General features: G+C 54.8%; 17 protein-coding genes. 13 read left to right on the top strand and 4 right to left on the bottom strand.

Features of this window, described 5'->3' with window-relative positions:
• The first annotated feature begins 57 nt into the window (after positions 1 to 57).
• From ACZ439_RS16910 to ACZ439_RS16920, 3 genes are all read left to right on the top strand, one after another.
• On the top strand, positions 58 to 549 hold the full coding sequence (locus ACZ439_RS16910; RefSeq protein WP_328133388.1) for a hypothetical protein: 492 nt from the start codon (positions 58 to 60) through the stop codon (positions 547 to 549).
• Between the two features lie 310 nt (positions 550 to 859).
• Positions 860 to 2,392: an FAD-dependent oxidoreductase gene (locus tag ACZ439_RS16915; protein WP_054800122.1), complete on the top strand. Its 1,533-nt coding sequence runs from the start codon at positions 860 to 862 to the stop codon at positions 2,390 to 2,392.
• A gap of 17 nt (positions 2,393 to 2,409) precedes the next feature.
• The gene (locus ACZ439_RS16920) at positions 2,410 to 2,982 is read left to right on the top strand and encodes a TetR/AcrR family transcriptional regulator (RefSeq protein WP_201318018.1); all 573 of its coding nucleotides are present in this window, start codon (positions 2,410 to 2,412) and stop codon (positions 2,980 to 2,982) included.
• Positions 2,983 to 3,132: 150 nt separating this feature from the next.
• On the opposite strand, the gene ACZ439_RS16925 is transcribed toward ACZ439_RS16920, so the two are convergent.
• From ACZ439_RS16925 to ACZ439_RS16940, 4 genes are all read right to left on the bottom strand, one after another.
• A complete protein-coding gene (locus tag ACZ439_RS16925; protein WP_464619959.1) occupies positions 3,133 to 4,533 on the bottom strand; it encodes a sugar porter family MFS transporter in 1,401 nt (466 codons plus the stop codon).
• Between the two features lie 260 nt (positions 4,534 to 4,793).
• Positions 4,794 to 6,137 (bottom strand): AraC family transcriptional regulator, encoded by a 1,344-nt coding sequence (locus ACZ439_RS16930; RefSeq protein ID WP_155615088.1) that lies wholly within the window; start codon positions 6,135 to 6,137, stop codon positions 4,794 to 4,796.
• Positions 6,112 to 7,569 (bottom strand): sensor histidine kinase, encoded by a 1,458-nt coding sequence (locus tag ACZ439_RS16935; protein ID WP_054797468.1) that lies wholly within the window; start codon positions 7,567 to 7,569, stop codon positions 6,112 to 6,114. The genes ACZ439_RS16930 and ACZ439_RS16935 overlap by 26 nt, the downstream gene beginning before the upstream one ends.
• Entirely contained in the window at positions 7,566 to 8,555 is a 990-nt protein-coding gene (locus tag ACZ439_RS16940; protein ID WP_127608097.1) for a sugar-binding protein, read from the bottom strand. The genes ACZ439_RS16935 and ACZ439_RS16940 overlap by 4 nt, the downstream gene beginning before the upstream one ends.
• 184 nt (positions 8,556 to 8,739) lie before the next feature.
• On the opposite strand from ACZ439_RS16940, the gene ACZ439_RS16945 reads away from it, so the two are divergent.
• From ACZ439_RS16945 to ACZ439_RS16990, 10 genes are all read left to right on the top strand, one after another.
• Positions 8,740 to 10,512, top strand: a complete 1,773-nt coding sequence (locus ACZ439_RS16945) for a LytS/YhcK type 5TM receptor domain-containing protein (RefSeq protein WP_201318021.1) — start codon at positions 8,740 to 8,742, stop codon at positions 10,510 to 10,512.
• A complete protein-coding gene (locus ACZ439_RS16950) occupies positions 10,493 to 11,275 on the top strand; it encodes a LytR/AlgR family response regulator transcription factor (protein WP_127608143.1) in 783 nt (260 codons plus the stop codon). The genes ACZ439_RS16945 and ACZ439_RS16950 overlap by 20 nt, the downstream gene beginning before the upstream one ends.
• Before the next feature lie 160 nt (positions 11,276 to 11,435).
• Positions 11,436 to 13,163, top strand: coding sequence for an acetate--CoA ligase (acsA, locus tag ACZ439_RS16955; protein WP_244932957.1), 1,728 nt, complete (start codon positions 11,436 to 11,438; stop codon positions 13,161 to 13,163).
• 22 nt (positions 13,164 to 13,185) lie between these two features.
• Positions 13,186 to 13,512, top strand: coding sequence for a DUF485 domain-containing protein (locus ACZ439_RS16960; RefSeq protein WP_127608096.1), 327 nt, complete (start codon positions 13,186 to 13,188; stop codon positions 13,510 to 13,512).
• 3 nt (positions 13,513 to 13,515) lie between these two features.
• The gene (locus ACZ439_RS16965) at positions 13,516 to 15,048 is read left to right on the top strand and encodes a solute symporter family protein (RefSeq protein WP_127608095.1); all 1,533 of its coding nucleotides are present in this window, start codon (positions 13,516 to 13,518) and stop codon (positions 15,046 to 15,048) included.
• A gap of 158 nt (positions 15,049 to 15,206) precedes the next feature.
• Complete coding sequence (locus ACZ439_RS16970) at positions 15,207 to 16,193, top strand: ABC transporter ATP-binding protein (RefSeq protein WP_464619960.1); 987 nt, start codon at positions 15,207 to 15,209, stop codon at positions 16,191 to 16,193.
• On the top strand, positions 16,168 to 17,100 hold the full coding sequence (locus ACZ439_RS16975; RefSeq protein WP_230876215.1) for an ABC transporter permease: 933 nt from the start codon (positions 16,168 to 16,170) through the stop codon (positions 17,098 to 17,100). The genes ACZ439_RS16970 and ACZ439_RS16975 overlap by 26 nt, the downstream gene beginning before the upstream one ends.
• A 78-nt stretch (positions 17,101 to 17,178) precedes the next feature.
• A complete protein-coding gene (locus ACZ439_RS16980) occupies positions 17,179 to 17,856 on the top strand; it encodes a response regulator transcription factor (RefSeq protein WP_054800126.1) in 678 nt (225 codons plus the stop codon).
• Positions 17,849 to 19,225 (top strand): sensor histidine kinase, encoded by a 1,377-nt coding sequence (locus tag ACZ439_RS16985; RefSeq protein ID WP_155615084.1) that lies wholly within the window; start codon positions 17,849 to 17,851, stop codon positions 19,223 to 19,225. Before ACZ439_RS16980 ends, ACZ439_RS16985 begins: the two co-directional genes overlap by 8 nt.
• Before the next feature lie 17 nt (positions 19,226 to 19,242).
• Positions 19,243 to 19,413, top strand: coding sequence for a hypothetical protein (locus ACZ439_RS16990; RefSeq protein WP_372814032.1), 171 nt, complete (start codon positions 19,243 to 19,245; stop codon positions 19,411 to 19,413).
• Positions 19,414 to 19,481 lie beyond the last annotated feature (68 nt).

Here is a 19,481-nt window from a genome sequence, read left to right on the forward strand (position 1 = left end):
AATGAAAGCGCTAACAGTAAGGCAGTTTAAAATTCTTCATCATACGAGGTGATGACAATGGGGACCCGTTTATTATCGGAGCATTTAATTAAAAATCGTTTTCCTCACATCAGATATGTAAGGATCCATTCGCAGGGTAAAAATACGGCTACGATCTATGCGTGGAACAACGACCTGGATTTGCCTGATAAGGAGATAGGCAGCTTGAAGCAGTTTGCTTCCGGTCACTTGCTTCCGCACGTTTGCTTTAAAGTAAAATCCTACAACATGGTCCAAAACGATAAAGTTCCGCAAGTACATGAACTGCCGGCACCCATTGTTCAAGCTGCTATGAACAGAAGCCTGGATCAACATGGAATCACCGCGGTCATGAACCGCATGTTTCCTTATGGCAGTCTGACCTTTGACAGGTACGATTCCATTAGCGGCACCATTCATTTTGCTTTCCACGCCAACACCCCCGTTAACGATATAGAGAAGGAACGGATTCGGCAGTATCTTTATGAAGTGATTCCCTTGGGCTCAGCCTGTGAAGTGGCCTATTGCTGAGGGCGACGGCAAGGAGAGAACGGAAACTTCTCAGGAGAAGCGGAGCTTTACTGTGCAGCAACAAGCCGTGAACGTAAAGTTTGCCGCATTCATGGATAACGATACGAAACGATAAGTGTTCAGCGGAGCTGAACACTTTCTTTATATGCTCGCAAGGGCTCCCGGTCATGAGCATTGATAAATGTTGTCCGGTTTGATCTTTCACAATCGAGCAGCGGTTGACGACGGATTTGTTTGGTGATATGATGTTAATCAAACGATTCAATCAATTGATTGAATCTAGCGATTTGAGAAAAAGGGGCATACGCGAATGACGGATACATTGCTTAAGGAGCAAGATCAACGAATTGCCATTGTAGGGGGAGGCCCTGTCGGACTTGCGCTTTCCCTTATTCTGGCGCGGTACCAGGTGCCTACGATTATACTGGAATCCCGCAGCGGGCCGACACCGCGGCATGAGTCGCGCGCTATTGTATGGATGCCCCGAGGATTGGAGCTGCTTGAATGGCTGGGGTTGAAGGAAGCTTTCGACCAAGCGGCTGTTTTCAGAACGGCGCATGACTTCCGGGGTCCGCGGGGCAAGCTGCTGAGCCTTTCGTTTCAAGATTTGGCCAGCCCCTACGGCTATACGGCACAGCTTCCGCAGCACGATACGGAGGCTCTGCTGGAGAGAGCCGCCAAACACACGGGCATGGTGGAAATTCGCCGTAATCATCGGGTCGTTGAAGTGGGGGAAACGGAAGGGCGGGCAGCTATTACAGTTGAGGGTCCGGACGGTCCATACGTTCTCCATGCGCCGTGGGCAGTGGGCGCGGACGGTGCGAGAAGCATGGTCCGGAAATCGCTTGGCATCGGAACGAAGTGGCGGGATTATGGAACAGACTCCGCTGTGGCGGATTTTGAGATGGAAACGGATCTGCCCAAGGAGATATCGAGCATTGTGCTTGATCCGGCTAGACCCTATGGTTTCTTCTATTTCGGAGAAGGCACCTGGCGGTTCATTTACCGGCTTAATCCTGGGGAAGACCGCAAGGAGATGACCGAGGAAGCAGCCGTTACATCTTTGCTTCGACGGGTGAAGCCGGACGTTTCGATCAAACGCTTCCTATGGGCCAGCGCCTTCAGGTTGGGGCAAGGTCAAAGCGATGCGTACCGGAAGGGGAGATGGCTGCTTGTCGGGGACGCTGCGCACGCTATGGGTCCCTCCGCGGGAGCGGGCATGATGATCGGCTTGCTCGGAGCGTGGAGACTGGGCTGGAGACTGGCGCAGGTGTATAATGGAAGTCTGATGACGGATGCGCTGCTGCGCGATTATGAAGTGGAACAGCGCGCCGGTTCGGACGAGGTTCAGGGGGCGAACGCCATAATTTTCAAGAATATGGCGCTGTCGAATCCGGTCTTGGCCAATTTGCGTTCTATAGGGCTGCGAGCCGCATCGCTGGTTCCTTCCGCCGCCAAAGGGATGACGGAAAAGGAAGCGCTGCTGAAGCAAATTCTTCCGGTCAACCGCTCGGCGGATCACAAGGTTGAAGGTCCGTGGAAGCCGCTCGATTCGTTCGGGTGCTGGGTAGCCGGTAAACGGATTCCTTTTCGGGGGAAAGCAGCTAAGCTTCTTCTCCCCGACAGGCTGGAACATACGCTGATGTCCATCGGTTTGAAGGATGAGGCGATGGAGCGCCGCAAGGCCGGCTTGTTCGTCCATAAAGCTCCGGTGCCGATCGTGGAAGAGGTGAGCCTGATCGGCCAAACCTCGGAATACCGGGTCCAGGACGCTCAAAGAATCGTGTTTGCGCTGGTTCGCCCCGATCAGCACATAGCCGGCCTCTACGAAATGAAAGAGTGACAAGGAGGAATTGTACCGTGGGACCGAAAGAGCTGATTATTCAAACCGCTCTCGAAATCATCGGGCAGGAAGGGATTCAGAAGATCACCACCCGGGAAGTGGCGAGACGGACAAATATGAATAATGCCGCGCTCAATTATCATTTCGGTACGAAGGAGAATCTGATCCGGCAGGCCATGGAATTTTTCATCCGGACGCTTGGCGGCGCCTACGTCCTGCTGGAGCAGGCAAACCGGAGTCCTTCCGAAAGACTGCTTGCTTTTTTGAAAAAATTTGCGGAAATTTCCGTTCTGTATCCCGGGGTTACGAAAAGCCTGGTCAGCCAGATGATGTTTGCCGAGGAAGCGAATCCCGCATTAGCGGAATCGCAGAAGAGAGGGATTACGGCTTTTACCGATAGTTTGAAGCAGGTTACGGGCATCCAAGGGGAGCCCGAGCTTCAGCAGCTCGGGCTCCAGCTCATGGCTGCCGTCATTTATCCCGTACTGCTGCACAAGCAGCTTCCGGATTTATACGGTATCGATTATGCGCGGCAGGAGGAGCGGGAGGCGTATATCGAGCGGCTGTTCCGCCAATATGTTCCATCATAGGGATAGCCGGACCGAGTGGGCGGCTCAGGATGGCCTACTCGCGTCACGGTCCTTGGGGAATATCCCGGAATACAAAGAACGCCCTCCCGATTTCCTTGTGGGAAGCGGGAGGGCGGGAAGGGCGGGGGTTTGTCACTCCCGCCTATTCGATTATGAGTTTCGGGCCTCTTGGGCGGACGTCCATAAAGCTTCGATTTCCTCCAGCGATTTCCCCTTCGTCTCGGGTACGACGCGCCAGGTGAACAAGAACGTGAACAAGGACATGAAGCCGAAAATCCAGAAAGTAATCGCCGGGCCTGCGGAATTCAGCATGGGCGGGAACGATTGAGAAACGACGTAATCCGCCGCCCAGAGCGCCATAGCCGCGATAGCCGTAGCTTTCCCGCGGATGCGGTTCGGGAAGATTTCGGACAAAACGACCCAGACGACCGGTCCGAGCGATATGGCGAAGGAGGCCACGTACAGCAAAATAAAGATAAGCACCAGCGGGCCGGAAGTATGACCCGTTTGGAAAGCGAAGCCTATGACAACGAGGCATAGCGTCATCAAGGACGAGCCGACGAGCAGCAGCGCTTTGCGGCCTACCTTATCGATGAGCCACAGGGCCAAGATGGTGAACAGGAAATTGATCAACCCGACCAGAATGGTCTGGATCAACGAGGCGTTCGTGCCGGCGCCCGTTTCCTTGAATATTTCCGGAGCGTAATACATGACCGCGTTAATTCCTGTAACTTGCTGAAGGATCGCCAGCCCCACGCCTACGATCAACGCGATCCGCAGCCCGGGATTGAGCAATTGCCGGATCGAGCCGTTTTCCTGCTTGAACGATTCCTTGATATCCAATACTTCTTGTCTGGCCAGTTCATCGCCGTGAATCTTCAATAGAATCGGCAGCGCTTCTGCCGGCCTTCCTTGCTTGATCAGCCATCTGGGGCTTTCCGGCACGAAGAAGAGCAGCGCCAGGAACAGGAGGCCGGGAACGGCGCCTACGGCGAACATCCAGCGCCAGCCGGTGGCAATGTCCCAGGCGTCGTCTCCGGAACCGGCAATCCACAAATTTACGAAATAAGTAAGGAAGATACCGGTGACGATGGCCAGCTGGTTTAGAGCGACCAGACGCCCCCGGTATTTGGCGGGAGCGATTTCCGCGTTATAGAGCGGGCATAGGGTGGAGGTAATGCCTATGCCGATTCCGCCGAGGATACGGGCCATAATATAGGCGGAGAACGTATCCGGAATGGCCGAGCCGACGGAGCCTATGATAAACAGGATCGCCGCAGTGATCAATACTTTTTTCCGGCCGAATCTGTCGCTTAACATACCGGACATGGCGGCGCCTACAATACAGCCGATAATGAGACTGGAGACGGCCCAGCCGACTTCCACCTGATTTAATTGAAAGCGGTGTTCCATAAAGCCGATGGCTCCCGACACCACAGCTGTGTCAAATCCGAATAATAAACCGCCCAAAGCGGCTACAATCGAAACAAGCGTAACAAACTTCATGCTCACTTGTTCTTGGTGCCTGTTGATCGTTAGTTCCAACTTCATTTCTCCCTTCCGTTCTCGCGCCAGCTTACCGGTTGTTCCGTGCATCGTCCGGTAAGAAGGCTTCTTTCGATCAGAACGAGGTTCATTATATCATGTGAATCTGGGGACCCAGACGGCAATCTTCTTCACTTATCAGTGTTCTTCCCGCATTTAATTCGCACTATCCGCAATTTGCTTCCCGATGATCAAATAACTAGCACATTCTTGTCTGCCCATCACAAAAAAGTCCATGCCGTGAAGGCATGGACTCGCGCGCCGCCCTATTTGATTTGGCTGCGATACTCGGTAGGGGTAACGCCGGTGACTTTTTTGAACACCCGGCTAAAATAGTTCGGATCCTTGTAACCGACCTCGTAGCATACTTCCTTGAGGCTCAGCTGCTCGGAGGCGATCAGCGCTTTGGCCTTATCGATCCGCAAGCCGGTGACAAAGTCGATGAACGTCTCTCCCACCTGCTGCTTGAAAATTTTGCTGAAGTAGTGCGGATTCAGGTGGACGAAGTCCGCCACCTCCTCGAGCGATACCTCCTCGGTGAATCTTTCCCGAATATAGCTCTTGGCCCGGTCAAGGACGGTTAAGGTTTGCTCCTCGCGTTCTTCGCGAATGCGCTGCAGGGCGGAGATGACGTAGGATCGTTGATCGCCTCCCCCGGTTAAGGACGGCTTCTCCGGTTCCGGGACGATTCCGTCCGCTCCTTGCTTCAGCTCGTCGAAGTGGCACACCTTGCCGCCGATCTCGAAATAGGTGGACGCAAACACCGCTTCAAAGTAAGACTTGCGCAAGCCGTCCGCACCGTTCCGGGTCGACCCGATGCCGACCGAGACTGCAAAGCCTGCTTGCCGTTCCGCCAAAGCGCACAGCTTCTCCCCGTACCGTTTAACGTCTTCTTTCCAATCGTCTTCCCGGGCTCCGGGCGGTTTCCGCAAGAAAATCGCCATGTGCCGGTCGATCACCGAGCTGACGATGCAGGCCGATCCGTGCGTCTTGGCAAAGCTGCGGATGTTATCGTACATTTTTTTCTTGTCCGGGGTGTAGAAGTGTTCCGGGAAGGCGACCACGATCGCGCAGCCTTGATCGAGAGGGAAGCCGAGCCATTCGGACAGCTGCTCGGGACCGGCGTCCACCATGTGATCGACCATGAACATCAAGGCAAGCTCATTTTCCACCAGGGGCAGCAGTTGGGAGACTTGATGCCTGAGCTCCAGTTCATCGGCGCGCTTGCGTTTCTCCTGGTCCAGTTCCCGGACCAGCTGCTCCAGCGTGCCGACCAGCTGCTCCCGCTTAGCCGGTTTGACGATGTACTCTTTCACGCCGAGCGAAAGCGCCTCCTTGGCATAAGCAAAATAATCATAGGCCGTCACCAGCACGAATTTCGTATCCGGAAGACGTTCTTTGATTTCCCGTATAGCCGCCAAGCCTTGGATGCCCGGCATATTGACATCCATCATGACGATATGCGGACGATGCTCCTCCGCGCGTTCAATCGCCGTCCGCCCGTTCTCCGCATGGATCACCTGGAACGTTCCCGGCATCATGCGCTGAACGATCCATTCCAGTCCTTCGCGCTCCAGCGCCTCGTCATCCGCGATCATCAGCCGGTACATGCAGGGGTTCGACCTCCTTTCCAGAGGGAATTACAATCGTAATCGTTGTTCCTTTTCCGGGCTCGCTGTCAATGTCCACAAGGTCGCTGCGTCCGTAGAACAGCTGCAGCCGCTTGAACACATTTCTTGTGCCGAGCCCCGTGGAATGCTTGTTGTCCGTTCCGGCCTCCAGCCGCAGCAAGGCTTGGCGAACTTCCTCGCGCATTCCGCCGCCGTTGTCGGACAGCGCGATGCGCACGCCCTCCGGAACATGCCCAATCTCCAAACGGATGACAGCTCCTTGCTCCATGCCCTCAATGCCATGCACGAACGCATTTTCCACCAGCGGCTGAAGCGTTAGCGCCGGTACAGGCACTTGCAAGGCGTCCGGTTCGATATCCAACTCGAACCGGACGCGGTCGCGGAAGCGGGCCTGTTGAATCGTAAAGTATTCCTGAACGTGCGCAAGCTCATCCCGCAGCGTAACCGGCTGGTCCAGCTTGCGCAAATTGTACCGCAGCAGGTTCGACATCGATACGATCAGATCGCTGGTCCTCTCCGCGCCTTCCAGCAGCGCCAGCTTGGAGAGGACATTCAACGTATTAAATAGAAAGTGGGGATTGATCTGGCTTTGCAGCGCTTGAAGCTCCAATTCCTTGACGAGCCGGTCCTTCTCCAGACTTTCCTTATCCTTCTCGATCAAGGCCTTCAGATTGGTGGACATTTGCCCGAAGGCCGCGGACAATAGGCCAAGCTCATCATCCGACCGCCGCGGAGGGGGGAGCGGCTCCAGGTCGAGGTTCCCCCGGGACATGCGTCCGGCCATATCGACCAGCCGGCTGACAGGGCCGGTAATGCTGCGGGAAATCCAGACGGCCAGCACGACGCTCATCAGCGTATTGATGACGAGTACGGCTGCGCCCAGGCGGTTCATGCGTTCCGTTTCAAGTTGAATTTGCTTGTAGACCGGCCGGTAGGAGCCAAGCTCCAAATCGACAAGACGCTGCCCTTCCTCGCGGATATAAGCGGTTGTTTTCTCCGCTTCCTCGTAATGGGCCAGCGCGGCGCGTGCGCCTTGAGCTTCCGCCGCGGCGCGCGCGGCCTGTTCCTGCTCCATGAGGGTGTCCAGCATATGGACGTAGCTCGTCAGCGAGGACGCTTGCAGCGAGGAGCTCGTGCTCCGGGCAAGCCCCGCGCGCAGCTCCTGCAGCTTGGCTTGCGCTTGCTCCAGCTCGGCGCCGCCGCTTCCGCCCGGATTGAGCAAATAGGCGTGAAGCAGCCGGAGATTATCTTCCGCCGTTTGGGCGGATTGATTGTACAGCAGGATGCGGTCCATCATGACGCCGTAGCTCATCTGCACGATTTTCCCGCTCTCAAACAAGAAGAAGGTCACCGAGTTGACGAGCAGAACCAGCAACGGAATAAATACCAGCAGCTTCGTTCGAATCGTCATCGGCAGCCTTCCCCGGCGCCGACCGTACTGCGGTCAAGCACAGCGGTAGCGGTAAAATGCTGCGGCTGCGGCGTCTTTCCGTGAAAATAATCGTGCAGCAGCGATATGGCCTCATACCCCATCTCGCGGGGCTGCTGCACAAGGGTCGACGCAATCTTGCATTGCTTGATGCCTTCGACCGTTTCCGCCAAGTCGTCAAATGCGAAGATGCGCAGCCCTGTTGGGCCAACGCGCCCGGCGGCTTCCAGTATCCCGACACCATCCAGGGCGCTGAACCCGACCATATACCCGACCTGCGGGTGATGGGTCAGGATGTCTTCCGCTTGCCCGGCGGCCTGGAGACGAGAAATGTTCGACGAACGGACAGCGACGACGGTAAGCTCCGGATAACGGCTGATTACCGAATCGAAGCCCGCGAGTCGAAGCTTTTGATTATCGGCCTGCTCATTGCCGACCAGCACCCCGATTCGGCCTTCGCTTCCCGCAGCTTGGACGACCAGCTGGCCCATTTTTTTCCCCGCTTCCAGATTGTCCGAGCCGACGTAGGACAGCCGGCGGCTCCCGGGCTCGTCCGTGTCTACCGTAATGACGGGAATTCCTTGCCCGGCGGCTTTATCGATCAATTGCCGATACAGCGGGTCATTGATGCCTTGCACCAACACCGCATCGGCTTTTGCGGCTATCGTTTTCTCCAGCAGCTTGATCTGCTCGGCCGGATTGATCCGGAACGGTCCGGTATATTCCAGAAGCATTCCGTACTCGGCGGACGCCTCCCGCGCTCCTTGCTCGACGGACCGCCAGAACGGATTATCCAGCTCCTGGGAGATCAGCACGACATGGCGCTTCGCATCGCCGCCCGCTCTGCCTTCTTTCAAGGGCTGGACCAGCTCGCGAATGCGCAGCGCGGAGAACAAGAACTGCAGCAGCAAGCAGGCAAATACGATAAAAAGGATAGCGATTCCGAGGTTCCATTTCCGATTTGACACGCTTCAGCTCAGCTCCTTTGGCGACGTTCCGACGTAGGCTTATTATACAAGAACGGCGAAAGAAACCCAAAGAAGGACAGGCTTAGGGGCTGCCCGTGTACGGAAGCATGATCATGGGTCGCAATCTTCCATTTTCTGTTATAATATAGACAGACAATCAGTGAAAGCCAGGGGAGGCATACAGGTGGAGCAGTTAACGCTGCTGCTCTTTGAGCGGATGGGCCTTTTATTGTTGATTACGTTTATCCTTACCCGTATTCCGCAATTTCGTTACTTGCTCGATCGGAGAATGGACTGGAAGACAGGGGTGACGTTTTCTCTGTTTTTTGGGTTGGTCAGCATAGGGGGGACGTATGCCGGAGTCACGATCGGGGAGGAGGGAATCGGCTCCTATTTTTTCGCGGCATCTCTCGGTCCCGATGAAGCTATGGCGGATTCGGCCTTGATCGGCATTGTGATGGCCGGCCTTCTTGGCGGCGTCGCCGTAGGTACGGGAGCCGGGATTCTATCCGGCGTTCACGCCTATTGGATGGGGGGGCTGACAGGCGCCGCCGAGGCGTGGTCAACGCCGGTTATAGGTCTCCTTGCCGGTTTAGTGGCCCGTTTTTTTGCCGAAGAACGAGTGATAGCTCCGGTGAAGGCTTTGTTTATCAGCGTGTTCGCGCCGGTTCTGCAAATGGGCGTCATTCTCATCGCCACGGAATCTTCGGCATCCGCGATCCGCATGGTGAACCTGATCGGGGTTCCGATGGTCGTCGCCAATAGTATCGGGGTCGGCATCTTCGTCGCCATGATATTGGCTGTCTTGAGGGAGGAAGAGCGGGCGTCGGCCTCGGAAACCCAACGCGCGCTTCATATCGCCGAGATGGCGCTTCCTTATCTCAAGCAGGGGTTAACTTTCGAAACGGCGGAAGCGACGGCGAACATACTCCGCCGCGAGCTTCGCGCCAACGCGGTAGCGGTCACGGATACGGAAGAAATACTCGCTCATGTCGGTATTGGGACGACAAGTCTCTTTCAAGGGGAGCGTATCAAGACCGAATTGTCCCGCAAGGCGATCCAGACCGGAGAAATTCAAATCGCCAAAGCCAAGGAGCACATTCAGCCGCAGCACCCTGCTCTGGGCGCGGCCATTATCGTTCCGTTCCGGAACGGGGGACAGGTTGCCGGGTTGATCAAGCTGTATTACCATAGCGTGAGGCAGATCCGTCCGGTGGAGGAGGCCTTTGCCAAGGGCCTCAGCAAGCTGATCTCGATTCAGCTCGACATCGCGATGGCGGAGGAGCTCCGGGGGTTGATGAAGGATGCGGAGCTTAAAGCGCTGCAAGCGCAAATCAATCCTCACTTTTTGTTCAATACCTTGAATGCCATCGTTACGTTGATCCGGGTAAACCCCGACGCGGCCAGACGGGTTACGGTTCAGCTCGGCAGCTACATGCGAATGAATTTAACCATGACCCAATCCCCGCTCGTTCCGCTCTACAAGGAGCTTGAGCATCTGCAGACGTATCTCGGGATCGTTCATATCCGGTTTGAGGACCGCCTTTCCGTGAAGTGCGTCTGCGAGCCGGGGCTGGAGGCCGTCGCCATTCCGCCGTCTACGCTTCAGCCTCTGGTGGAGAACAGCATTCACCACGGCTTGAAGGGCAGGACCGGTCAGGGTGAGATTCTCGCTGCGCTGCGCCGCGGCGGGGACGGGGTTCAGGTAACCGTAGAGGATAACGGAAGCGGGTTTCCTGCCGGGCTGTTGGACAAATTAGGCCAGGTCCCGGCGCACGGCACGGAGAGCACGGGCCTCGGCTTATATAACGTGAACAGGCGGCTGATCAACCTGTTCGGGCCGGGATCCAGACTGAGATTCAGCAACCGGCCGGAGGGCGGAGCCCGCATTGAGTTTACGATTCCCTATCAAGCTGATGAAAGGCGTGAATCGACGAATGAAAGTCATGATAGCTGAAGATGAACGGTTGGCGCGGGAAGAACTGACCTACTTATTGTCCCGGGAACACGATGTCGAGCTTCTTCCGTTCGCAACGAATGGCGCCGAGCTGCTGGAGCTGGCGGGCATGCACAAGCCGGATGTCGTATTTCTGGATATCCACATGCCGGGGCTGGATGGGGTACAAACGGCGCAAAGCCTCATGCAGGTCGAGCCGCGGCCTTTCATCGTCTTTGCGACGGCTTATGAGCAATATGCCTTAGAAGCGTTCCGGCTGGAGGCCGTCGATTATTTGCTGAAGCCTTATGATGAGGAGCGCCTTCGGCAAGCCTTGCAGCGCATACGCAGCAGGCTGGCGGCCTCCGGAGAGGTCGCGGGCCCTTCCGCTGCCGGCGCAGCGCCTGCCGCCGCGGAAGGCGTCAAGACGCTCGCGTCATCGATCAAACCGAAATTGTTGATCGATGACGGGAGTCGTATGATCGTGGTCGAGCCTATGAAGGTAGGCTTTGCCGTCAAAGAAGAGAAGCTGACGCAGATTCACATGGCCGACGGGCAGGTGCATGCGACGCGACAAACGCTTCAGGAATTGGAAGAAAAGCTGACGGGGTACTCTTTTTTTCGGCCGCATCGCAGTTATTTGGTCAATGTAGAATTTATCGATGAGATCGAACCGTGGTTTAACGGCGCTTATAACGTCATTCTGAAGGACGCGAAGCGCAGCCGAATTCCTTTATCGCGGGTGGCGGCCAAAGAGTTGATCAAACGGCTGCAGGGGGAGTAGCAGGCCTGCGGCCATCGTTCGTTTAGGGCCGTTTTTTATGAATTTGAGGATGGCATTCTGACATTTCGCGCCGAAAAGCTCTCCGGGGCGTGCTTTCCATGCTAAACTAATAAAGCGCTTACAAATAGCGTAAATAGGGCAGCGGAGGCGATCCTAACCGATGGGGACATTGGAAATGAAAGAAATTATACCTCCCGATGGGGGGCAGCATCATCTGAAAAATTATGAATCCGTATACGGAACATTCCGGTTTGAGGATGTACATGCGGATTTCAGCTGGCACACAACCGGTAAAGTCAACATGGCCTATGAATTGATCGACCGCCATACGACGGGACCCCGGAAAAATAAAACGGCGCTCTTGTATGCAGACGATCACCGCCGCGAATCGTATACGTTCGAAGACCTTCGGAAGCTATCCAATCGATTCGGGCATTTGCTTCAAAGACTGGGCGTAAGCAAAGGAGACCGCGTCTTCTTCTTCATGCCGCGATCGCCTGAAGTCTACATCGGGATGCTCGGCGCGTTCAAAATCGGCGCGGTCGTCGGCCCGCTGTTCGAGGCCTTCATGGAAGGCGCCGTGACCGACCGGCTTGCGGATGCCGAGGCTGCGGTGCTGGTGACGACCGCAGCTTTGAAGGAGCGTGTGCCGCGCGGGAAGCTGCCGAATCTGCGCCATTTGATCATCGTGGACGAGCAGCCGGAATATGCCGCGGGCGAAGTGAATTTCAAGCAGGCGATGGCCGAATCGGAGGAGGAGCTGGAGCTGGCCTGGGGCTCGCTCGAAGACCCGATGATCCTTCACTATACGTCCGGCTCTACCGGGAAGCCGAAAGGCGTGCTGCACGTTCAAGGCGCCATGATCCAGCATTATATTACAGGCAAATGGGTGCTTGATTTGCAGGAAGACGACATTTATTGGTGTACGGCGGACCCGGGATGGGTGACGGGAACCTCCTATGGAATTTTTGCGCCCTGGCTGAACGGGGCGACGAATTTGGTTCGCGGAGGAAGATTCTCCGCTGACGGCTGGTACCGGACGCTCCAAGACTATGGGGTCACGGTTTGGTACAGCGCTCCGACGGCGTTTCGCATGCTGATGTCCGCCGGGGACGAACTGACGGCCAAGTACAGCTTCGGCAGACTGCGGCACGTGCTCTCGGTCGGAGAGCCGCTGAATCCGGAGGTCATCCGATGGGGGCTTAAAGTTTACGGCAAGCGCATTCATGATACTTGGTGGATGACGGAAACCGGAGCTCACATGATCGTCAATCTGCCATGTATGGACATCAGGCCGGGCTCGATGGGCAAGCCGTTCCCGGGGATCGAGGCCGCGATTGTAGACAATCAGGGGAATGTGCTTCCTCCTAATTCGCTGGGGAATTTGGCCGTCAAAACCGGCTGGCCGTCCATGATGCGGCAAATTTGGAACAACCCCGCCAAGTATGACGAATATTTCTCCGTCCCCGGCTGGTATATATCGGGGGATTCCGCTTACATGGATGAGGACGGTTACTTCTGGTTTCAAGGGCGGGTGGACGATGTGATCAATACATCGGGCGAGCGTGTCGGTCCTTTCGAGGTGGAGAGCAAGCTCGTCGAGCATCCGGCGGTGGCGGAAGCGGGAGTGATCGGCAAGCCGGACCCGCTGCGGGGGGAAATCATCAAGGCGTTCATTGCGCTGCGCGAGGGCTATGCGCCATCTGACGAGCTGCTGGATCACATTCGGTTGTTTGTGAAAACCGGGCTTTCCGCTCATGCGGCTCCGCGGGAGTTCGAAGTGCTGGAGAAGCTGCCCAAAACCCGTTCCGGAAAAATTATGCGCCGGGTTCTGAAAGCGAAAGAGCTTGGGCTTCCTACGGGCGATTTGTCGACAATCGAGGACTAATCTATAGGAGGGGAATACAACCATGAAAGAACAATCCCACAATCCTTACAGTGAAATTGTAAGATCCGATTCTTTTCAAAGGCTGATGGCCAAGAAAAAACGATTTATTTTACCGATGTCGGTCTTCTTCCTGGTGTTCTATTTCGTCCTTCCGATCATGACCTCGTATTCGAAAGTGCTGAATGAGAAGGCGTTCGGTTCGATCACTTGGGCTTGGGTATTTGCTTCCGCGCAATTTATTATGACTTGGGTCTTGTGCTCTCTGTATACCCGCAAAGCCGTCGAGTTTGATGAATTGGCGGAGAAAATCAAAGAAGATTCGAAAACAAGCCTACGAAAGGCGGGATGATCCATGAATACGGCATTTCTCCTCTTTTTGGTCATCGTAGCGGGAACGTTGGTCATTACGTATTACGCGGCCAAAAAGACGAAGACCGCCAGCGAGTTTTATACCGCGGGGGGCGGATTAACGGGTTGGCAGAACGGTCTTGCCATAGCGGGCGATTACATGTCCGCCGCTTCATTCCTGGGCATTGCCGGGATGGTCGCGCTTTTCGGGTTCGACGGTTTTTTCTACAGCATCGGCTTTCTGGTCGCCTATCTCGTCGTGCTTTATTTGATCGCCGAGCCGCTGCGCAATTTAGGCAAGTATACGATGGCGGATATGATCGCGGCCCGATTCGACGATAAGAAAGTTCGGGGCGTCGCGGCGCTCAATTCGATTACGATTTCCATCTTTTATATGATCGCCCAATTGGTTGGAGCCGGCGCCTTGATCAAGCTCCTCCTTGGGTTGGACTATACGACCTCCGTCTTGATCGTCGGTGCGCTGATGACGGTATATGTCGTATTCGGCGGCATGACGGCCACCAGCTGGGTGCAGATCATTAAGTGTGTGCTCCTCATGGCAGGCACGCTCATTATTTCGCTGATCGTGTTCGCCAAATTCAATTTCAATGTCCTGTATATGTTCGAGCAGATGGCTACGGTCACGCCGCTGAAGGAGGCGTTCTTAAATCCGGGCAACAAGTTTACGAACGGACTGGACACGATCTCGCTCAATCTGGCGCTCGTTCTCGGCACGGCGGGACTGCCGCATATTCTCATCCGCTTCTTTACCGTGAAAGACGCCCCGACCGCAAGGAAGTCCGTGGTCGTCGCCACCTGGATTATCGGCGTGTTTTATGTGATGACGATTTTCCTCGGGTTCGGCGCAGCTGCTTTTGTAGGAAACGATGTGATTGTGCAGGCGAACGCCGCCGGCAACATGGCGGCTCCGCTGCTGGCCAAGGCGCTTGGTGGAGACTTCCTGTTCGCCTTCGTATCGGCTGTGGCCTTCGCGACCATACTGGCCGTAGTCGCCGGCCTCGTCCTCTCGGCGGCATCCGCGTTCGCTCATGACTTCTACGGGCATATCGTACGTAAGGGGAAGGCGACGGAGAAGGAGCAGGTGAAGGCCGCGAAGCTGGCTTCCATCGGCGTGGCGCTGATTTCCATCGTGCTGGCGTTATTCGCCCAAAAGCTCAACGTAGCGTTCCTGGTGGCACTCGCTTTCGCCGTCGCCGCAAGCGCCAATCTGCCCGTGCTCGTGTTTACCGTGTTCTGGCGGAGATTCAATACGGCCGGCGCTGTGACGGGGATGCTCGTAGGCTTGATCAGCGCGCTGGCGTTGGTGGCGATCAGCCCCAACGTATGGGACCCGGTGGCCGGCAAGGCGGTTCTCGTCGGCAATCCGCTCATTTCGCTCACGAATCCCGGCATTATCTCGATACCGCTCGGTTTCCTTGGAGCCTATGCAGGCACCATGCTCTCGTCCAAGCGCAACGATGCGAAGTACGATGAGATCTTGGTGAAGGCCAATACAGGCATGCAGGAAGCAGGTTAATACAAACTTCACAGACAACGGCGTCCCTCTTTACCGAGGGACGCCGTTGTTTGGCGTTGCTGCAAGGTGAAGGCTTCATCTAACCGCCATCATTCGTTCATTAATTGTTCATACACGGTCTATATACTGGCAGAAGAATCCAAAACGAGAGGTTGAAGATGGAGATGAGCGGAGGGCCATATGCTGCGGCAACAACAAAATCGGATAAACCGATTTTGGAGCTTGTGAATGTAACCAAAACCTATGGAAGCCGGGAAGTCGTACGCGGACTTTCACTGGACGTCTACCCGGGTGAGGTATTCGGTTTCTTGGGTCCGAACGGCGCCGGGAAGACGACGACCATTCGAATGCTGGTCGGATTAATTGCCTTATCGGCCGGAGAGATCAAAATAAACGGGTTCAGTATCCGGCATCAGAAAAAGCAAGCGTTGAAATTCGTCGGTTCGATCGTGGAGAACCCGGAAATGTACAAATATATGTCCGGGTACAAAAACCTGCTGCATTTCGCGCGCATGATTCCGGGCATTACGAAGCACAGGATCCAAGAAATGGTCGAATTGGTCGGATTGGAAGACCGGATCCATGACAAAGTAAAAACGTATTCGCTCGGGATGCGCCAACGGCTTGGCGTAGCGCAAGCGCTGCTTCACAAGCCGTCCCTTCTCGTTCTGGACGAACCGACGAACGGGCTGGACCCTGCCGGAATCCGCGAGCTTCGCGATTATTTGAAAGTGCTGGCTCATGTGGAAGGGACGGCTATTATCGTTTCGAGTCATCTGTTGTCCGAGATGGAGCTCATGTGTGACCGCGCAGCCATCATTCAAAACGGAGCGTTGGTGGAAATTCAATCGCTTGCGGAGGTCAAGGAAGCGGACGAAGTGCTGAACGTCTTCTTCGAGGTTGATAAGCCGAAGTATGGAGCCGAGCAAGTGATGGGAATGTCGTCCGAATTCGTCAGGGAGGTTCATCCGAACGGCTTCTCGGTGAAAGCCTTGAAGGAGAGCATCCCTCTCATTACCGACCGGTTAGTTGGCACGGGTGTGAAGGTATATGCCATTTCGAAGCGTGGAAAATCGCTCGAAGACAAATTTTTGGAAATCACAAGGAGGGGAGCCCGTGATGCATCTGCTGTCGCTCGTTCGTAATGAACATATGAAAATCTTTAGCCGTTTTCGCACGTGGAGCTTCATGGTGCTGCTCGTGCTGTTGACGCTGCTGCCACTGTTTCTTCAGAACAAGGCGCCGCAGGAGGGCAACTGGCAGACGCAGCTGGAACAGGAGAATATCCAGCTTCAGAAGACGGTCGGCGACCCGGAAATGCCTCAGTCGGAGGTGCAATCGCTTCGAAACAAGATCATGGTGAACGAATACCGGATAGCCCATAGCATCAAGCCTTACAACTCGGTATGGGGAACGGTCAACGAATTGTCGGTATACATCGCGGTCGTCACGTTTTTTACCGTTATCGTCACGTCGGATGCCGTGGCCGGCGAGTTCTCCGCGGGAACGATCAAGATGCTGTTAACGAGACCGGTCAGCCGCTCCAAGGTGCTGCTTTCCAAATATTTGGCCTCCTTTTGTTTCGGCCTGATCCTGCTATGCCTGTTGTTTGCGGCCTCTTTCATCATCGGCTCGGTCGCGCACGGATTCGAAGGCGTTTCGGACCCGTACTTGTATGTGAAAGACGGCGCCGTCCATGAAGGCTCCATGGTTCTTCATTCGATGAGCACCTATGGGCTGAAATCGGTCAATTTGTTGATGCTCGTGACGCTCGCCTTTATGATTTCCGCCGTATTCCGCAGCGTGAACATGGCGGTCGCGATCTCGATTCTGCTGCTCTTTACGGGAAATCTAATCGTGTTCGTACTCAGCAAATTCGAATGGGTGAAATATGTGCTGTTCGCCAACACCGACTTAACGAAGTATTTGGACGGCGGGGTTCCGATGGAAGGGATGAGCATGAACTTCTCCTTAGCCGTGCTTGCCGCATACTTTGTGCTCTTTAACGCGGTGTCCTGGACGGTATTTGCAAAGAGAGACGTGGCCGCGTAGCTTTCCCAAATAGGCGAACACGAACAAGGCGCGATATGCTACGATATAAGCCGATGGAATAATTAGGAGGCTTATCCGATGATTAAAATCATGGTAGTCGATGACGATCCTTATATCCGGGAGCTCATCCGGCTTTACTTGAAGAATGAAGATTACGGCATTATGGAAGCGGAGGACGGGGAGGAGGCGCTGCGCCTGCTCTCCGAAGCTTCCGTAGGCCTTGTCATTCTCGATATTATGATGCCGAAGATGGACGGCTGGGAGCTATGCCGGACCATTCGCAGCCATTACGATTTGCCCGTTCTGATGATTTCGGCCAAATCGGAAACGGTAGACAAAATCAAAGGCTTTCAGGTCGGCACAGACGATTATTTGGCCAAGCCGTTCGACCCGGTGGAGATGATCATGCGCGTGAAAGCCTTGTTGAAGAGATACAAGGTTTCTACGGCCAGCGTGATCCGTTTCGGCGAATTGGAAATCGACGGGCCGCTGCACGAGGTCCGGGTTAATAAAGAAAAGATGCACCTGCCGCCCAAGGAGTTCGATATTTTATTCAAATTGGCTAACTATCCGAACAAAATTTTTACGAGAGGCGACCTGATCGAACAAATCTGGGGCAGCGATTTCGACGGGGATGAACGAACGGTTGATGTTCATATCAAACGGTTGAGGGACAAATTCGACGATCTTGCGCCATCCGTGAAAATCGTGACCGTACGCGGACTCGGCTACCGGATCGAGGTCGCTCATGTTTAAGTCGCTTTACGCCAAGGTCATTTTACTTTTCCTTGCCATCGTCGTATCCATATTAGGGCTTGGATATTACGTGATCAGCACCTACTTGGGCAACTATTTGCGCGATCGCGTACAGGAGGAAATGCACCGGGTGGCGGTTTCCTCCATCCATTTGTATAACGAAATGACGGATGAGTCGTTCACGCTGGTGCTGAAGGGCTTTTTTCTGCCGAAAAGCTATTTTTTGAATATATACCGCTTCGACGGCGGGCAGCCTGTTCTCGTCCCGATGGGCAGTAACGCGACAATCGATGTAGACCCTTCGATCGTCAGGGCGATGTTTCTGAACAAGCAGGAATACCACGGACCCGCGTATCCGCATTACGATCCGAAGGATATGTCCCTTACGGTGCTAGGCGTTCCCTTTGATCATAACGGACAGCCTTATGCGATTTTGCTCCAGCAGGACTTCACCAATTCCGTGAAATTCCAAATTAACTTGACGATCGTTCTGCTTATTTTCTTGCTTATCGGCAGCGTTCTGCTCTTTTTTGTATCGACCAAACATCTGATGAAACCGCTTAGGGAAATGGTGAGGGCGACCCGGAAAGTGTCCAAGGGAGACTTTGAGGTTAAAGTAGCCGCTACACGCAAGGATGAAGTGGGGATGCTGGCTTTTCATTTTAACCGCATGGCGGGGGAACTGAAGCAGATCGAGCAGATGCGCAGGGATTTTGTATCGAACGTATCTCATGAAATCCAATCGCCGCTTACTTCGATTCGCGGCTTCTCCAATGCGCTGAAGAACGGTCTCGTGCAGGAGGAGGACCGGGTGCGCTACTATACCATTATCCATGACGAAAGCGAGCGGCTATCCCGGCTGTGCGATAATTTGTTAAAGCTGGCTTCGCTGGAATCGGACCATCATCCCTTCGTGCTCCTCACCTACCCCCTGGACGAGCAGCTTCGCAAAGTGATTATAGCCAGTGAGCCGCTATGGGCGCGTAAAGAGATCGACATCCGGATACAATTGGAGCCTGCGGTCATCACAGCCGACCAGGACCAACTGTTTCAGGTATGGAAAAACCTGCTCGATAACAGCATCAAGTTTACTCCGCAAGGAGGAACGGTCGTCGTGTCCTTGACCAGGGCCGGGAAACAAGTCCGTGTCAGCTTCATGGATAGCGGGCCGGGTATTCCGGCGGATGAAATCGATAAAATATTCGACCGGTTTTATAAAGCGGACAAGTCGCGGAACCGCAAACGGGAGGGGAACGGGCTGGGCCTGGCCATCTCCAAGCGTATCGTCGACCTTCACAAGGGCGAGATTCATGCCCAAAATAACGAAACCGGCGCGGTGTTTATCGTAACCGTACCGGTGAAGCCCTAGTGTGAGGAGGAAAAAAGATGATGAAACCGGCCGTGCTTTGTTTACTTGGCATCGTTTGTTTATTGTCAGGTATGGCCGCCAGGAACCTGTGGACATGGTCTCCCCTCGTTGGCTGGGCTCTTGCCCTGATCTTTATTTTCGGGGCGATCTTCACAGCGGTTAAGAACAACAAGTCAACGCGGAAGTAGATGCGGATGGATAGCGGTAGTGAAAATCCCCTGACAAACACTTATCTGTTTGTCAGGGGATTTGTTTC

The sequence above is a fragment of the Paenibacillus sp. JCM 9796 genome, from assembly GCF_055379675.1.

What these genes read in the sequence shown, in the direction of transcription:
- ACZ439_RS16985 (WP_155615084.1), top strand. Translation starts at nt 17,849, where the DNA reads ATGTTTAAGTCGCTTTACGCCAAGGTCATTTTACTTTTCCTTGCCATC.
- ACZ439_RS16930 (WP_155615088.1), bottom strand. Translation starts at nt 6,137, where the DNA reads ATGTACCGGCTGATGATCGCGGATGACGAGGCGCTGGAGCGCGAAGGA.
- ACZ439_RS16990 (WP_372814032.1), top strand. Translation starts at nt 19,243, where the DNA reads ATGATGAAACCGGCCGTGCTTTGTTTACTTGGCATCGTTTGTTTATTG.
- acsA (WP_244932957.1), top strand. Translation starts at nt 11,436, where the DNA reads ATGGGGACATTGGAAATGAAAGAAATTATACCTCCCGATGGGGGGCAG.
- ACZ439_RS16975 (WP_230876215.1), top strand. Translation starts at nt 16,168, where the DNA reads ATGCATCTGCTGTCGCTCGTTCGTAATGAACATATGAAAATCTTTAGC.
- ACZ439_RS16950 (WP_127608143.1), top strand. Translation starts at nt 10,493, where the DNA reads ATGAAAGTCATGATAGCTGAAGATGAACGGTTGGCGCGGGAAGAACTG.
- ACZ439_RS16960 (WP_127608096.1), top strand. Translation starts at nt 13,186, where the DNA reads ATGAAAGAACAATCCCACAATCCTTACAGTGAAATTGTAAGATCCGAT.
- ACZ439_RS16935 (WP_054797468.1), bottom strand. Translation starts at nt 7,569, where the DNA reads ATGACGATTCGAACGAAGCTGCTGGTATTTATTCCGTTGCTGGTTCTG.
- ACZ439_RS16915 (WP_054800122.1), top strand. Translation starts at nt 860, where the DNA reads ATGACGGATACATTGCTTAAGGAGCAAGATCAACGAATTGCCATTGTA.
- ACZ439_RS16980 (WP_054800126.1), top strand. Translation starts at nt 17,179, where the DNA reads ATGATTAAAATCATGGTAGTCGATGACGATCCTTATATCCGGGAGCTC.
- ACZ439_RS16970 (WP_464619960.1), top strand. Translation starts at nt 15,207, where the DNA reads ATGGAGATGAGCGGAGGGCCATATGCTGCGGCAACAACAAAATCGGAT.
- ACZ439_RS16925 (WP_464619959.1), bottom strand. Translation starts at nt 4,533, where the DNA reads ATGAAGTTGGAACTAACGATCAACAGGCACCAAGAACAAGTGAGCATG.
- ACZ439_RS16910 (WP_328133388.1), top strand. Translation starts at nt 58, where the DNA reads ATGGGGACCCGTTTATTATCGGAGCATTTAATTAAAAATCGTTTTCCT.
- ACZ439_RS16965 (WP_127608095.1), top strand. Translation starts at nt 13,516, where the DNA reads ATGAATACGGCATTTCTCCTCTTTTTGGTCATCGTAGCGGGAACGTTG.